Source organism: Pontibacter sp. BAB1700, from assembly GCF_000277005.1.
Taxonomy (GTDB): Bacteria; Bacteroidota; Bacteroidia; order Cytophagales; family Hymenobacteraceae; genus Pontibacter; species Pontibacter lucknowensis.
Genome location: NZ_AKIS01000106.1, coordinates 1 through 16,297, shown reverse-complemented (window position 1 = coordinate 16,297; position 16,297 = coordinate 1). Strand labels below are relative to the sequence as shown.

The 16,297-nt window shown below is 38.9% G+C and carries 10 protein-coding genes; all 10 read right to left on the bottom strand.

Translation table 11 applies throughout. The features are described from left to right. Positions 1-280: 280 nt before the first annotated feature. Positions 281-778, bottom strand: coding sequence for a hypothetical protein (locus O71_RS12780; protein ID WP_007657420.1), 498 nt, complete (start codon positions 776-778; stop codon positions 281-283). A 237-nt stretch (positions 779-1,015) separates the two neighbouring features. Further along, the gene (locus O71_RS12775; protein WP_007657418.1) at positions 1,016-1,723 is read right to left on the bottom strand and encodes a PP2C family serine/threonine-protein phosphatase; all 708 of its coding nucleotides are present in this window, start codon (positions 1,721-1,723) and stop codon (positions 1,016-1,018) included. Further along, a complete protein-coding gene (locus O71_RS24685) occupies positions 1,723-5,061 on the bottom strand; it encodes an ATP-binding protein (RefSeq protein WP_202800227.1) in 3,339 nt (1,112 codons plus the stop codon). Before O71_RS24685 ends, O71_RS12775 begins: the two co-directional genes overlap by 1 nt. After that, complete coding sequence (locus O71_RS24680; RefSeq protein WP_202800226.1) at positions 5,007-7,181, bottom strand: hypothetical protein; 2,175 nt, start codon at positions 7,179-7,181, stop codon at positions 5,007-5,009. The genes O71_RS24685 and O71_RS24680 overlap by 55 nt, the downstream gene beginning before the upstream one ends. A gap of 1 nt (position 7,182) precedes the next feature. Next, positions 7,183-8,007: a hypothetical protein gene (locus O71_RS24675; protein WP_202800225.1), complete on the bottom strand. Its 825-nt coding sequence runs from the start codon at positions 8,005-8,007 to the stop codon at positions 7,183-7,185. A gap of 99 nt (positions 8,008-8,106) precedes the next feature. After that, complete coding sequence (locus tag O71_RS24670) at positions 8,107-8,745, bottom strand: hypothetical protein (protein ID WP_202800224.1); 639 nt, start codon at positions 8,743-8,745, stop codon at positions 8,107-8,109. Continuing rightward, entirely contained in the window at positions 8,735-11,980 is a 3,246-nt protein-coding gene (locus tag O71_RS12760; RefSeq protein ID WP_255345387.1) for a serine/threonine-protein kinase, read from the bottom strand. The genes O71_RS24670 and O71_RS12760 overlap by 11 nt, the downstream gene beginning before the upstream one ends. A 44-nt stretch (positions 11,981-12,024) precedes the next feature. Further along, a complete protein-coding gene (locus O71_RS24665; RefSeq protein WP_202800222.1) occupies positions 12,025-12,828 on the bottom strand; it encodes a nuclease-related domain-containing protein in 804 nt (267 codons plus the stop codon). Further along, positions 12,819-14,171 (bottom strand): restriction endonuclease subunit S, encoded by a 1,353-nt coding sequence (locus O71_RS12755; RefSeq protein WP_007657416.1) that lies wholly within the window; start codon positions 14,169-14,171, stop codon positions 12,819-12,821. Before O71_RS12755 ends, O71_RS24665 begins: the two co-directional genes overlap by 10 nt. 2 nt (positions 14,172-14,173) lie before the next feature. Beyond that, a complete protein-coding gene (locus O71_RS12750) occupies positions 14,174-16,198 on the bottom strand; it encodes an N-6 DNA methylase (protein ID WP_007657413.1) in 2,025 nt (674 codons plus the stop codon). Between the last annotated feature and the right edge of the window lie 99 nt (positions 16,199-16,297).

The following is a 16,297-nucleotide window of genomic DNA, read 5'->3' as shown; positions in this document are numbered from 1 at the left end:
GAACTCTTCCAGGAACTGGCGCTTGATCTTGTCCAGATCTAAGCCGTTTTTTTCTTCCATGTTTTCTGCGTTAAAGGTAGTACTCTAAAACCTTTGACACAGTTGGCTTTACGCCCTCATTTGAAGGGATTCACCCTCTAAATATTTAAATACCCTTTTCGTTAACACTTCTACGTCCATTGCTTTAAACGCTATTATTAATCATTGGTGAGTTACATTATTGTTTGTTTCGAAATACAGATGGAGCGATACACCACGATGAACACGAACTAGCTCACCCTTAGAAGCCTAGATTATCAAGCTTTGTGTATCTAGTGTTGTAGAGAAATATCCATCCTTTCTTTTGATTGAGCTCATGCTCAGAAGTAATGTCTTTCCAGGCATAATTCTCATATTCGCCAGATTCCACATCGTTTTGATTTTCATTTAGCAATGAGTTGGGGAAGAAGAGGGTATACATAGCTTTCGTGCGCTTGCACCTAAAGAAAAGGGTGAAACCGTCACTATCGTTGTCAATCTCGTAATGTTCAACCGCATAAATGTAGAGTTGATCGTAATCTACAGCTTTTACCCTGTGAGGTAATCCCACTTCTACATAAAGTAGTTGGGAGCCGGGTTTAATGTGTCCTTCTACATGCCCTATATAATCACCACGCACTTCAAGGCCATGGAAATAGATGTGATTGTAGTTAATGACGTTGCTTGGTATCGATGTTGAGCTGTCGAGTTGCTCTGCAGAGGAGCATGCTGCACTCTTTTCTTGTTCTCTTTTCATCATGAACCTCTTGTTTAACATTCATTATAGAATCAGAGAATGAGAAAGTTTTAGATAAACCGGATAAATTTATTTATTCGCTCCATATGCTTCTATATCCCCAAATTATCAGGAGACACATGAAGGTGGTTCAGATCATCCCGATACTGTTTCCGGTTCGGGATGAGCTGTTTCAGATAAACGATAAATTACATATTGTGGCAGTGTTCCGCCTGTCTCTAAATGTTATTTATCATCCTATTAATTCTTAACTATAACAGCTGAATAATTATCTTTAGAGTCAATCGAGCACCTTTCATCAATTTTACTCAGCAGTTCAGTAGGGGAGAGGCTATTTCTAATAAAATGCTGCAGCTGAATTCCTGCAAGTGTATCATGGACACCATCTGAGCAAATCAATAGAATGTCTGTATCCAAGATTTCTTCAATTATATGAAACTCCGCCTCAGATTTGCTATGGTCACCTTGAACAGAACGAGTTACTACATGTCTATACTTACTTGCTTTGGCAGCATCTGTTATAGAACCATTCTTTAGAATCTCATGCATTAGTGAGTGGGGAGTGGATTCAAAGAGCATGTCTCCATCCCGGAAATGGAAAATTTTAACATCACCGACCCAGAAGCATAGAGCTTTTCTATCTCCTATGACTATGCCGCCAATGGTAGCACCAAGCTTTTTTCCTCCATCCTCAGTATACTTTGAGATGGAGGAATTTGCAAATGATATAGCCTGTTGGATGATTTCATAGAAATTAAGCTGGCTGGTGTATGACAAAGATTCTGAAATAGACTCGGCCACAGTTCTAGCAGCTAGATCTCCGTCTTCATAGCCCCCCATTCCATCTGCAATTAAGTGGAGAGACAAATCAGGTCCTATTGTCTTTGAAATGATATAGTCTTGATTTGTCTCTCTTTTTCCCTTTCGGGATAACGTGTAAGCGTGCATTATTTACCTGTTGCTTCTATGGTACCACCACCGTGCTTTGTCACTCTTGGTCTAGTGGAGATTTTCATCGGTTTATTAGATATACTCTTCTCAGTTGCCTTAGTAGCCCATAAAAATCCCTCTCCAGGATTAAGTATAGCTAAATCAGCAGGTGTAAGAGAACCTAATTGAATAATGGATTTCTGAATATGCTTCAGCCATTGCGGACTATTAAACTTATGTACTAGGACGATACTACTTAGTTCAATAATCTCATTCGGTAAACTAGGCGGATCTTGGCTCGCAATCATGATGCTAACCCCTTTGTGCCGCATCTCTCTAATGGCTGTAACAATATTACCAGTTAGATCCTTGTTGTCCATGTATTTGTGTGCCTCATCAAATACAATAAACTTATTGAAATGCTTATCATCAAAGTTCTTAACCCCAGAGAAGATGTTAAGCATGATTACAAACAAACCCAAGGCTTCATCCTTAACTATAAACTCATCTCTTAAATCAACGATTATAAGTCGGCCAGGCTTTAAAACTTCTTTAAGGTAATAAGTGTCATCTATATACTCACTGGCAAAATTTAACCTTTGTCTTGCTAGAGCTTTTTGAGTGTTATTAAGCAAAGCAGAAGCATCCACACTATCCTTTATACCGTTGATGGTGATGTGCTTTCTGTGCTCCTTCATGATAGCTTTTAACTCTTTTATATAAGAAGAATCATTACCTATAGCCCCAAGTAGGAACATCCAGTCCTGTACATTTAATTCTTTAGAATTGAATGCTATTGGTAGCACTTGTATAGAAGGATAATCACTTTGTCTCTCCTCAATTTTGTCCTTTGGAGTTAGAATTATAACATCCTCTATACTGTTAGGCTCGGCTCCAAATTCAGCCTTTAGTTTGGCAAGCTCTGCATCTTTATCATTAGGGTAAATCATGGATGTGAACTCTGGCTCATAATCCATGCTTTCACTATAGTGGAAAATAACACCTGCCAATGGTGCTGGAAGCAGATTAACATTGCTAAACTGTTTGAGTACCATTTCTGAAACAGTTCCTATTGTGTAGCTTTTGCCCCCGCCCTGTACGCCAAACAAGCTAATGGTATTGGTTTCGCTTAGGTCAATAGCTATTGTTTTGTTGTGTATGCTTTTACCAATAACACCGTACTGAGGACTAGGGGAGGACTTCCCGATTAAAATATCATATTCGGGAATAATATGATCATCCACGGTCTTGCCTTGTGCTCCAGAACTGATTGTATCGGGTAGGTTTACCTTGGTGTAAGTCTTTTCAGTAGGCGACCCTCCTTGATCTTGTACTCCGTTGCCGTTAAAGTTTTCAGCTGTGTGAGTAATCACAGGGGACTCCTGTTGAGGAACCGTTTCTGAGGCCTTGACTTGGTGGGGAGGTGTTTTAACTTCCTCCTGAGGGTCTAAGTTCTTATATGGAGTAACAAATTTCTTGATGAAAGGATCAAGTCTTCTGCTGGTGCCAATTACATCCTCTAGCTCCTTATCGATTTCCTCATCCTCCACTCTTCTCGTGTTTAAATCTGAATCTGGGTCAAGAATATCGCTGATAAGCCTGCCACCAAATGTGAAGATTGTAAGCTCACTATCTAATATCTCCTTTTGGTGCTTCTTAGCAGCACCCATATCGAATATCAAACCGAGCTGCTTAAATTTCAAGCTGAAGCCAGAGTCGAGGTTTTGAAGAAAATCAATATAGCTTTCGTATGCATTTTCAGATAAGTAATTATACCTGTGAGCTCTCTCGATGTAGAAGGAAAGCAAAGACTTAAGCTCTTTATTTTTTATCTCTCTATCAAGTCTATCAAAAGATTGATGATTTTCAGGATCAAAATGCTGTCTTAAAGCAGTAATGGTGTTATCAATTTGAGATTTTATCTTACTCTTAAGCTCTTCTTTATCTGCCTGACCTAAAGACTTTCTACACTTAATCTCTATAACTGTTATCTGAATCTCTTTCTTGACAATGTCAATTGAAACTAACAAGTTGTCGGCTCTGCTTTTAGAGTCGCTTGGAAGATCTTCAAATAAATTTTGGTGAAGATCTATAGGTACAAGAAATGAATCAGTAAGGAAGCCTTTCTTCTCAAGTACCCTTTTTGTAAAAGCTGATCCTATAACCTCAAAGGCTTTGTTTTTAGTAGAATTAAGCTGCAGCACAAGCGAACTGCTTACAGCTCGTAAATCCTCTAACAGAATCTTTAACTTCTCTTCATTCTCAGGATTATGGACATCAAGCCCAAAGTCCTCAAAGTGCGGACCCATCAATCCGATTATTTCTGAGCTAGGGCTGGTAGTAAGAAATGAAGAGATACCCGAGATTTCTTCTCCCGGTATATAGTCCAATAAAAACGGAATACGTCCATTCTTGCTAGGCTGGTCAAATACCTGTGGACCTATGTTTTTATCGAAGGTAATCACCCAGTCAGAGAACTCGTGCAGATGAGCAATAAGTACTTTATCTTTTTCATTGAGACTTAACTGGGTAGCAGTTAATGAGTTCGTTAGCTTCGTTGCTAATACGGAGGCAGTGAATCCCTGTAAGTTTTTGAAGAGTTCAATACCTGATTTTCCCAACTGAGAAGCATTAACTTTCGTCTCGTCCGGATTGATAAACCTGTTCCATTTTATTTGCTCTCCTTTCTCCTCAACCACTACAGTTGGGTCAGTGATCAGCCCATTAAGATAAAAGTTTCTAAGACTGGAATATGGCTTTACAAGCTCAATGTGTACCGAAAAAGGGCTGACCAGAAAGCTAATATGTGAAGGAAAGTCTACCGGCCGTTCTAGATAATCGTTAATATAGTTAATAGAATATCTAAGCTTTGGAAACAGCCTGTTTTTTGATGGTTGTGAAAATGATTCAGCTTCCTCAGTAATGTTTGATTCTGGATTAAGGAGATTGCTTAAAGCTTCGCCATGTTCAATAATTTTATCATCCCCTTTGAAGAGACGTACTTCATACTTTACGTTTCTGTAAATAGGCTCTTTCTCCAGTTCAACTAGTGCATCAGCAAAGACACCGGCATCACCAGCATTAATTAAGTTAATCGTCAACTTGTCTGTATAAGGATGCTGAAGTAGATAGTTTTTCAGATGTCTGATTACTAGCTTCAAGCTAATGTCTGTTTCAACATAGCTCTCCTTTGTGACATTGAACAATTGCCTTAAATAGTGCTTAAACTGTCTATTAGATGAAGCAAGTGTTTTTAGCTCTTTCTGTTGAGGGGCTCCTAAGTACACCCCCCATCCGAAGGTCAGTTCGCCAGAATAATGATAGTATTTATATGTGACAGGGTCAACGATAACCAAAGGATTGTTCTCGGGGAATAAAGTTCCCTCGAATAAAGCTCAAGATTTTTGCCCCAGTCCTGTTTATAATTATCGTAGGCCTTAGTCTTCTCTTCCCATTCAGTGAATACTTCATAAAGCTGTATAAACCAAGATAAGCGGAGAGGGTGTAAAGGGGATAGTAGACAGGCAACAATATCTTTACCATCAGGTAACTTGGTGCGTACCCTAACAATGTCCGTGAACTGTAGCTGGGCTAGAAATCCTTTTAATTCTTCATGCTCCTCAGGCGCAAGTTCCTCGTTTGTAAGTTTCGATTTTAACTGTGTCGTCCAAGCTGTAAAGCTTATGATGTATGCCTTTATTTCATCTATATAGTTGAATAAATCAGCTGTTTCAAATACACCATTTTTACTGCTGTTCGATTCCTGTATCCTTTTAAAGATAGATGACCTCAACTCTTTGATTTCACCGGGAATAATATCAGTCAGTTTGCTTTCTTTAAAATCAATGGAAAGAAGACCTAAACTAGCTGAATTATTATCAATTGTAGCATCGACATACCCAAAAGAGGAGTAATTATTTAGGATACAGTCTTCAATAGCTCTTAACTTAGTAGATAAGTTTATCTGGTAATTATCTTTTGGTGAGTAGTTGATGTAAAATGTAGATATATGCTTTGGTTTACTATCGTTTAACCAGACGTTTGAGGAGTCTGATGGAGAAGGCATTGTCAGTTCTTGGTCATTTTTCAGATTGTCCAATCTGAATCTAAAAAATGCCTGAAGTATATTGTAGACTTTATCTTTCCGTTGCTCTTCTGTATTAGGGGCTACCTCAGTAACAGCAAAGTAAAAATTCTCCGAATCACTAGTATACTTAGTTCCAAAGCTAGACTTTAGTACATCTTTGTTTTCCTTCTTTGCATTTTCCCAAGCATTCTGAGCTTTCTCATCATAAAGGTCATCATCTGAGTTCAGTACAGTACCGTATTCGTCCTCAGCAAGTATCCGAAAGAAGTAGGTCCCTTCCTCAATTAAATTAGAGTGTAGCTCTACTGTTGCATCTCTAAAGCTTGATTGTGCCGTTGTATTTTTAAGCTTCCTCAGCGTCAATACCTCTTCAGCTTGTCCGCCATCCACAGACATTAGTACAACCTTAAAATACTTTAATTCAGGTACATCTTTTGGTTTAGGAGTTGTCTTGAGTCTAATCTTGACTTTTGATATTTTATCGGATTCAGCATGTAACACTTTATCTCCTTCCTCTATCTTGAAGTTGGAAGATTTTATAAAATCAATGAAAAGCTTTACATCTTTAGGATCTATTTCTGGAATTGGCCAATTACAGAAATTTAAATGACTATAGCTTGTATATATAAGCTCAGTAAGAGCTTCCGCAGATTTAGCATCGCTCTCATTTTTTAGAAAATCAACGATGCTTCTTTGGATAGAATTGGGCTCCAGAGGTAGCTCCGCAATTCTATCGTATATTGGCTTACTAAAAGAGGATAGTGTTTTTATACTTTGTACATTGAAGCTAAGCCTAGGGCGCACTTTAGCTTTCTCCTTTAATAAATCTGAATCAGGAATAAGGTTCAAATGAAAAAGTAAGTCACCAAAATTGTCTGAGTTGTACCCTTTCTCATGTAGATCTAATAAATAGTTGATTTTATTAGTCTGACTTAAATTCTCATTAGATAGATATCCAAATATATCCTCTTCTATAACTGTTTTATATTCTATCGGACACTCTGATAATAGCCTTGTGAGCAAGCTCTTTTCTATCCCTTCAAGAGCAAACTCTTTGAAGGTGGCATTACCATAAGAATCTTCAGCTGCTGTTCTACTGTTGGATGGTATAAGTACCAGTAGCGGTCGTTCCTGTTTATTTCTATACTCAATTAACTTAGTTGCAGAAATATATTTGTTACCCTTGCTTTCTTCTGCAATAATGAAAGTATCAATGCTTGGGTAGGAGCTTATGAGACGTTCCCACAAGTACTCTAACTCGTTACTACCAAAACCTGTGATTTTCATACAGTGTCCGGCTGTAGCATTAGAAAAGTCACTATGACCTTGTTCAATAATCAGGTCAATAATCCTCTTATAATAAGTTTGTATAGAAGTTGATGTTTCCATGTTAGTTAGAAGCTACTTGGTATCGAGGTCTAATTTTTTGAAGGATATAAGCATCACTCAGGTCATTGTAAAAGCCAATCTGCCTCAACTTCAACTTAAAGGCATTTACATTATCCTTAAAAGCAAGGTGTGTAGATAGGTTGGCATCCTTGAAGCGGTCTTCTGTAAGGCCGTTGATAATTAAGCCGTATCGATTTCTTAGAGTCTCAATTAGCTCTTCAATTGATAAAGTCTTGGTATTGAACTTGTCGGGCTGGACATCTAGCACCATAATTTGAACTAAGGATTCAAGCAGCCTGGTGCCAATCACAAACCTACGTGGATGCCTACGGCTTCGGCCCTGTGCCATTAACCCTCTATCACTGTTCTTCTGAGAGAGGTTATCCAACATCTGCATGTGGTACTTATATTGATAAGCGCCTCTGGCTTTAAGGATAAGTTCCACATAACGGTCATAGTATTCAGGTTCATATTGCTTCAAATCATCGAGAAGTGACTTGTTATCTTCATCGAGAGAGGCATAAGCATTATCCCAGGCAACAGTAAAGTAAGCTTCCATCCCCGCTGGTCTCTCTTTGATTACTTGCAGTGCTAAATTTATGCTCTCAGAATCATTTTTATCAAGTTTAGTGTATCTCAGAGCAGCATTGATTTGAAAAGTAGCCCTTATGTAGTCATAAATCGAGTTAATTAGCCTATCACAATCTTCTACAGCCATTGAGGCTACTTTGCTCTCATAATCATCCGTTGCGTCTACCACAATACTCCAATCATCAATTACATCCTTGGATCCAGCTGCTACCATCTTGGGCAGTAGATAAATCAACTTCTGAATGTAAAGCGACAAATGAAATGAGGTAAGGGTCTTAAGGTAATCGATCAGTACATTCCTAGGTATAACTCGCTTGTATATGAGAAGCCTTTTTTATATCCTCGCAAAATATTTTAGCTTGGTCCTCAAGGATAGCTTAATTTTACTGAATGTGGAAGGGCTATCTATAAAACCAGGCTTAACATTTTTAATAAGGTGCAACAGTCCTAAGCTATCAACGTCCAAATCTAAGCCAGTGCTTATTTTCTCTGTAGTTTTATCCCAACCTTCCATCAGGAAGTCTTTCAGGCTTTCTTTAACTGCAGGGTCTGCATTCAGCATTAAGTAAACTTGATCAGCTGAGTTGTAATCACGAGTATTTAAAGCGTTCCGTACACGATAGCTTTCTAAATGTATAGGACGCAGAGAAGATACTTTCTCTTGATCAACTCGACCTCTATTTACCATGTTTACTAAATTGCTTCTGATCCACAACTCAGCAGCCTCTGGATTGTCGTTATATCCTTTTATGGACCCTTCTTTCTCTAGTGCACTGAATACACCTTTGAGGCGATCAACATCAATAAATGCTTTCGTACCGGAGCTTGCTCTCTGTCTAGGCCTAACCCCGTTATGCCGAAGGAGCATGTACAAATTGATAAAGGTATTGTCGATATTGATAGCCTTAGCATCTACAGCAAATATTAACTCATTTCTGAAGACACCTTCCTCACCATTTAGTTTAATAGCCATACTCTACATCCATTGGTTGTATATTCAATGTATTATTTGCCTCTTTCTCGATTTTAAAGAAGTTTAGATTGTCTCTGGTTACCACAACCCTGTGGTAGCTAAGGTTCTCTAAGAGGTTTTTAAAGATGATTAGCTCTATAAACTTACCCTTCAAGTCATTCAGAGATGGGCTGAATCCTTTTTGAATAAAGTAAAGCATCTCATACAGGTCCAGAGAGATAATCAGCTGTATGTGCTTTTCCTTATTGTGTCTAAAAATTAAGCTATCAGGCTCATACTCCAGATACTTCACTAAATGGTCGGTTCTGTTAACAAACAACTCAAAATCATCCAGTGGGAAGAGCCTGTAAGAACTGCTGTATGGATCTTTTACCTCTGAGGAAGAAAGGACTAAGAAATTCTGATCTATACCTTGATTGTCGCAGCCTTCATTTAAAGATACTGCCCTGGAAATACTTGCTTTAGTTTTGAGGATAGCTTTGTTCTGTTGATTATCACTCTTCAGCACATCAAAGAACTCAAACACTGACTGGTAGGGTAGTCTTTTTTGATATGGTGCTTTCCCTTCAAAATATTGATGTCTGATAAAGCTTTTTTGAATCTGCTTGATTCTGGTCAGAATAAAAGAATCTTGCTCATGAGCAGGAACATATATTTTGTGCTCATTGAAGGCGCTTATCAGATTAAGGTCTCGTTCAGCGAATTCCAGATAATTCCGGGAGTGGTGTTTCCCGAAGAATAAATCTCTGTCGAGGTTAGGGACAGTCACTTCACCAATATCCGTCTCTCTTAACAGTTTAACAAGCCTGTCTTGTTCGCCACCGTCTTTAGCTGCTGGGTTAGTTACATTGAAGTAAAAGTACTCCCAGTAACTTTCAGGTGTGCCTCCACTCAATTGTTTCTTTACATCTTCGCAGGTATTATCCCTAGTTAGGGTAAAAGCGATGAAGGAGCGAAGATCACGCATAGTGATGTGCATCTCTCGTTTGAGGCTAGCTGTTCGAAGCAACCACTCCATTCTGGTGATAACTTCTTCACCAGCTGCCATATCGTTGAAAGAGTCAACATTGTACTTGATGAAACATTGATTGGCAACAGGGCAAGTATTGCACTTGCTCCACAGCTCCTTTTTTGTTAATGCTTTAACCTGCTCACGGAATAGGCTAGGGTGAGCCTGTTCGCTTGCTACTACCGAACGCAGGTTCAGGTTTATGATCATGACGCCATCAGGTAAGTCTCTGTGGCCTTCCTGATAGAAGTAATCTTCAATAATATTGGCGAGTTGGTGGTGTTTATCTGATGTTTTTAGAAACTCAACCAGACGACCTTCATTAATGGCAATGATTCTGCCTTCAGCCGCATTGCTGTAGCTAGTGAGGTTCTCAAAGGGCTTAAAGAATGACTCTAGTACTTCGTTGTTCGCTTTTTCATCTTCATCCTGAGAACCATCGTAATTACTTTCAAATGCTACAGACCCAATTCTGAAACGTGCCCCGTTTTTGTGAGCAAACCTTTCACGATTGGTAACACTTTCCGCATCTTCTATTTTCCTAATAAAAGCAGTTTTGCCATCGCCTGCATTACCTGTAATTACGACAAGTTTAAAGTGACCATCCAGAATGGCAGGAATTAACTTCTTGTCTAACTTAGTAGGAGTGTAGGTGAGCTTGTCGTAAGCACTTGTTTCAAAGCTGGCTCGGGTACCAGCATTGCCATACTTTGACTGGCTGTACAGGGAGTTCACGTAAGCCAGGAAGTCCTGCTCTTCACCCTCTGAGTTAACTTTGACTACTTGACCAGTCTTGTTTTCTTCAAGTAAATTATCCTCTCCGACTGCCAACAGAGCATCTAGCATTTCCTGAGCATTGGCAAAGCGGTTTTCTTTCTTTGCACTTATCGCTTTGGCCAAGAAATCCGAAAAAGTACTTGAAAGCCTAGGCTCTACAGACTTGGGGTTTAGTGGCTGGAGACTGAGAGAAGGTACTTTCTGAACCCAAGGGTGCTGCTTGCAAGCTAACTCATAAAGAGTGACGCCAAGGGCAAATGTATCAGCAGATTTATCCCAGTTTACTTTGTAGTTATCGGTAACTAAATCCGGAGCTAAGTATGGGTTTGTACCGACAAAGTCTTTGTTTGTTTCTGTAGAAGAAGCAACATTGAAGTCAATTAGGACGAAGCGCTCTTCCTTATCCCAGATAATATTCTGAGGCTTGATATCTCTATGTAGAATCGGCTTCTGTTGTGCCTGCATCTCAACCAGAGCACTCAAAATATGCTTGCCTACATGGTATACTCGATTAACTGGCAACCGAGCATCTGTTCTTGTGTAAGCGCTCAGATTCTCTCCATGAAGAAGTTCTGTTAAGGTATAGAACTGGCCAGTTGGCAGTATCCCGTTCCAGACGAATTTTACAATATTAGGGTGATGTAAATCTACCAGAGCATTATATTCATCAATAACAGAACTAGCATTGACACTTTGATTGAATAGCTTCAGAGCAAACTCCTTCCCTTGCAGACCATGCTTAACCTTAAACACAGTTGAGTAGCCACCTTTTCCTAATACCTGGTAAATAGTAAATACTTCAACCTGATCACCTTCTTTCAGGTCATAGGGGTCTTGGGGCACATTTGGCTTCGTAGTTGGCTTAGCACTGTCTTTTACCGAATCATCTGATTTTAAAAAGTTAATTAAAAGCTTATCTAACTCCTCAATACTGTCGATCCGGTGTGTATCATCAACCAGAATAGTTTTTAGGCTTATTTCATTTAACCATTTGGGCAGAGAGGGGTTAATGGCAGTAGGCAATCTATCTGCTGGGAGTTTACCTCCAAGCTTGTCTAATTCATAAGGAGATTTGACAGGCTCCTTCTCGGCAAATAGCCAATAGATTAATACCCCTAAAGAGTAAATGTCCGAAGCACGAGAAGCATCGCCTATAGTGAGCTCGAGTGGGTGGTATGGAGTAGCGTTCGACTCATTGATCGTAGCCATAACCGTGAAACCCTGCTCATTGTGGTCTGAAAAGTACGACTTACCAAAGTTACCCAAGTAAGCATAGCCACTAATCAAGTAGATGTTATCTGGGTTAATGTCTCGGTGATAGATGTTCTCTTTGTGAGACTCTTTCAAGGCTGTCATCACATTTTTAATGATGTTCAGCTTTTCATCAAAGGTGAACGTCTTACTTCTAGCTTCTGCCCGCAGAGAGTTCTCATCTAGAAAATCTGAGATCTCATAAAAAAGATGGTTTTGCTCGTCTATCTTGAACTCTACATTTAAGATAAAGGCTTTGCCTTTATCTTATTAAGAGCCATGTACTGGTTCTTGATTTGATCTTCCCTGTAGCTTAACTCTGCAGGAGTCAGACCGTTTACCTGTAAGGAGTATTCCTTGATTCGTTTACGAATTGAAGAGGTTACTCCTTTTGGCTTCACTAGGTACTCTACGAAGTTTGGTTCTTGTTGTAGCACCTCAATTACTTCGTAGCCTTCTATCTCTCGCTTTTGATCAGGAGACTTTTGGCTTTGAACACCTATCAGGAAGTCAACAACATCCTTTTGGATACCAGTAACGTCATTTTCAAGCTTTCCTACCTTATGAGGATCAGTTAGAAAATCAATTAGCTGTTCGTTGAGCTGGAAGGTTAACTTGCCCGCCTCTTGCCATAAAGAGGGGGTATAAGTGTTAGGGTAGGAGAGTGTAACTATACTTTGCACCCAAGCCGAATTCCACGTATAGTTTTGCTCTTTGAGTTTAGAAGCTAGTATAGCGGTTTTCTGCCTGCCTGTTTTAAGCGGGTTCTGTGTTTGCCGATCATTGATGTACCAGTAGTTATCATCCCCCTCTATGCGGCCTTTCCAGTCTTTGTTCTCGATGTTGTAAATGGCATGCGGAGCCACCACTATCAGATCATACTCCCAATACTGCGTGCGATTATTACGGGGATTGGTAGAGGCTAGCTCTACGTTTGGTATCAAGTAATAATCATCAGAGAGGTTAAGCTCCAAGAATTCAAGTAAACGCTGCTCTCCAGCGTTTACTACTGATTCAAAATAGGGTGGCTTTGCTATTATTGCCATGATTCGATCTCCTGTTCTATAATTTCTACAGCTTGATTTTCATATTTTATAGCTTGATCATATGCTTCTATATGTGACTTTATTTTTTTTTCAATTTCTAACCGTTTTTCTATATCTAGAATAGGAACTTTGACTTCTCCAATATAGGTTTCGTTTAAATGTTGGATAATAGAGCCATAAGCTCCAGAAAGGAGCGAGCTTTTACCTAAATCAGATTTGAGGAATGCATACAAATATCCTGAAGTAATATTTGATTCTTCCTTTAGCACTATTCTGATTGCATCTTCAGAAACTGCGTAATTATCTAGTGATGGTAGCACATATATAGTATCACCTAATGTACCACTTCTAGTAGTTAGTATCCAACCTTCTTTAACTAAGAATCCATCCGCTGCTTTTTTACTTATAAATTTATCAACTTTTGTAGGATTAACTCTTTGTATTGCAGCAGTAGAAAGAAAAGGAACACCTTTTTTGACATAATTCCTCTTAGATCTTGGTCCAATAAATATATCTTTTGCTAAAGATGATATAGTCGTATATTCAATAAAACCTTCTTTGATGGTATTTAAAACTAAATCGCTTACTACTGTGTAATTTGCATCAAATCGTTTCTTCTCAAGATTGACCTTGCTAATAGGAATGACTCTAGAAGTATAGCTTCCATATTTATAGTTGATACCTAATGCATCAAAATAACCAACGGCCTCCTTCAATGACTTCTCTGCATTAACTCTAAGTGAAACTGAGTCAGTGATAAGTTTATGAATTTCATCTTGCTTATTCTCAGGTAATAGAGGTATCAATGTTTTTTTTATACCAGGTGCTTCAATGTATCGTATAGCTGACCCAGACGCATTCTTATTTATTTGGGACTTTCCAAATTTGGATAATAAGAATGCAGTTATGTAACCGAAAGGAACACTATTGTTAGGAATGATTCTACATACATTATTAGCAAAAGCACTTCCGTCAAATAATTCCGTTGTTATTCCAGCAAAACCAACATCTGTTCCGAATCCAGTTATTAATATCCAGTTTTGTCGAACAGCTAAGTTGCATTTATCCACTTGCTTTTTTGGTAGAAAAAGTTCTGAATCTTCATAAGTCCTTATAATGTCATGACTCTTTCTGTATGGAGTAGAGCGTTCGGTTTTATTACAGAACTGTCTTTTAAATACAGGGGGATTGAAAATTTCGCCAAAATTAGCTAATAGCTTAAGTGGGAAAGCGGCTTTCCTTAATACTCTAAAGTTTTTAGCATCTGAACTTAAGTGGAATCTTCCTTCAAGTCTTAAATTAGATTCTTTTAATTCAGATAGCTTGATAAGATCAATTTTCATAACTACCTATTTAAAAAGTCTAAATACGCTCTCGAAATTTTAGGTAAATCATCCGCTAAATGCTTAAGCTTTTCTTTCCGCTTTTTTACTACCTTTCCGCCATCTTTATGAGATACTAAATACTCTTTAACTTCTTCGAATAATAAATCTACTCCATCATCATCTCGAAGATATATAGGAAGACCTTTTCGGTCTTTACCAAGTTTCTCAGCTATTGCCATAAATACTTCATATTCTTCTTCTTGGACTTGAGCTAGTTGGCGCTCTATAGATGTCTTCTTTTGTAAAAACAAAAGAGAAGCCTGAACACCAACTTGTGGTAAGAAAGCTTCGACAGCTAAATCTACAGAAGCCAGTATTTTATATTTATCAAGAATCCACTCTCTTACTCTAAAAGTATTAGGGTTCCCAAGTATGCCATCAGGTAGAACTATAGCCATCTTTCCTCCCGGCTTTAGATAATTATAACAAGCTTCAATGAAAAGAACTTCGGGTGCATCGCTATACTTGGACAATTCGTAATGTAGAGCGATCTCTTTCTCTACCTTAACTTTGGCTCCAAAGGGTGGGTTAGTAAAAATTACATCAAATTTTCCTCGAGCATCTACATATTCATGACCTGTTTCACGGGACTCTTTAACACTTTTGTCTATTGAGTCTTGGATCTTATCCATTTCTACTGGATTCTCCCAATTAGGATAAGCAAGTGAGTTGACATGGAAAATGTTAGCATGGCCATCACCTGCCATTACCATGTTCATGCGAGCAGCCTTTTTTAGATCTGGGTCGAAGTCAAAGCCGAAAATGCTGTTCTCTGCGTACTTCTTTACCCGCTCATTTACTTCAAACGAGTTGTATTTCTCTTCGAGCAGAGGCCCGTCTAGATTCGGAAAGAGTTCTCTAGCAATTTGCTTTCGCACATGGTCTAGCACCATCACCAGGAAACCTCCAGAACCACAAGCAGGATCAAGCACTCGCTGGCCCTCAGTTGGATTTAGCATCTCCACCATCGCTTTGATGATATTGCGTGGCGTAAAGAATTGACCTGCTTCCTGTTTGAGGGTATTGGAAACTATAGTCTCATAAGCTAAGCCTTTTACATCCACAGAGGCATCCAAGAAAGAGTATTTGGCTATTTCACCAGCGATAAAAGCAAGTCCTTTATCCGTTAAGCCTATAGACTCGTTACCTTCAAATACCTCTGAGAAGGTGCCGTCTTGTTTTAGTTCTTCAAATATACCCTTGATTCTATCGGCTACTGCCTTACGCCCTTCTTCTGTATTTTGCTCTTTTACACCAACCCAAAACTTTCTGCGGTAGCTTTCACCTCTTTCAGCACAGATAAACCTTCGTTTCTCATCATAAAGCTTGCAGAAGATTAAGTTTAGTAATTGCCAAAAAGCATCCTTTTTTCGGCCTTCGTTGCCATAGATGTAATCGTGGCTTCTCTTGAAAACCTTTATTAGGGAGTCGTTGGCAGGTACAACAGGAGGTCTGTCGTTTCTTTCTAGGTCAGCTATTGTTTCCCCTTCACCTGGAAAATTGGTAATATCTATAAAGTTTTCATTTCCGAAAGCATCAATCTCTTTTTGCAGGTAATGATAGGTAAGGCCATTTGCCCACAAGCCAAACTCACAGTTCTCGACTGCACCCATGGTATTTTCAAGTGTGGCAACTAGGCCTTTCTTCTTGTCATTCTCCTTGGTCTTATCGTCCTGTACCACGCAGATGCGGATAATGTTATCCTGTGAATGCGCAGCATCCTTTTCAAACACAGCCAGTTCTACCTTCTGTTTTTTATTCTTACCGGTGTCTGGTTCTATGTATAGGATAGAGAAATCACGCTCCATATCTGCTAAATCAAAGCCGTACTCTTCGTTTAGCATCCGGATAACGGACTGTAAGTTTTCTTCTTTATTGGAATTCTTCTTGATGTCTCCAGTCAGCAAACAAACAAGCTGATTGTCATCTAAAACTACTTCATCTTTTCCCTCAGCGGTGTCAACTGCTTCTATTTCTTCTAGCATAGGTATATTCTTTAAACTTTTGTAAGTGTTTGATACAAAGGTTTATGAAAATAAAATTGTATTTTGTCTTTAACCAATATGGTATATGGCAATTACAGT

Excerpts from the sequence above, each read along its gene's own strand:
- O71_RS12780 (WP_007657420.1), bottom strand. The coding sequence starts at position 778 with ATGATGAAAAGAGAACAAGAAAAGAGTGCAGCATGCTCCTCTGCAGAG.
- O71_RS12775 (WP_007657418.1), bottom strand. The coding sequence starts at position 1,723 with ATGCACGCTTACACGTTATCCCGAAAGGGAAAAAGAGAGACAAATCAA.
- O71_RS24680 (WP_202800226.1), bottom strand. The coding sequence starts at position 7,181 with ATGGAAACATCAACTTCTATACAAACTTATTATAAGAGGATTATTGAC.
- O71_RS24670 (WP_202800224.1), bottom strand. The coding sequence starts at position 8,745 with ATGGCTATTAAACTAAATGGTGAGGAAGGTGTCTTCAGAAATGAGTTA.
- O71_RS24665 (WP_202800222.1), bottom strand. The coding sequence starts at position 12,828 with ATGGCAATAATAGCAAAGCCACCCTATTTTGAATCAGTAGTAAACGCT.
- O71_RS12755 (WP_007657416.1), bottom strand. The coding sequence starts at position 14,171 with ATGAAAATTGATCTTATCAAGCTATCTGAATTAAAAGAATCTAATTTA.
- O71_RS12750 (WP_007657413.1), bottom strand. The coding sequence starts at position 16,198 with ATGCTAGAAGAAATAGAAGCAGTTGACACCGCTGAGGGAAAAGATGAA.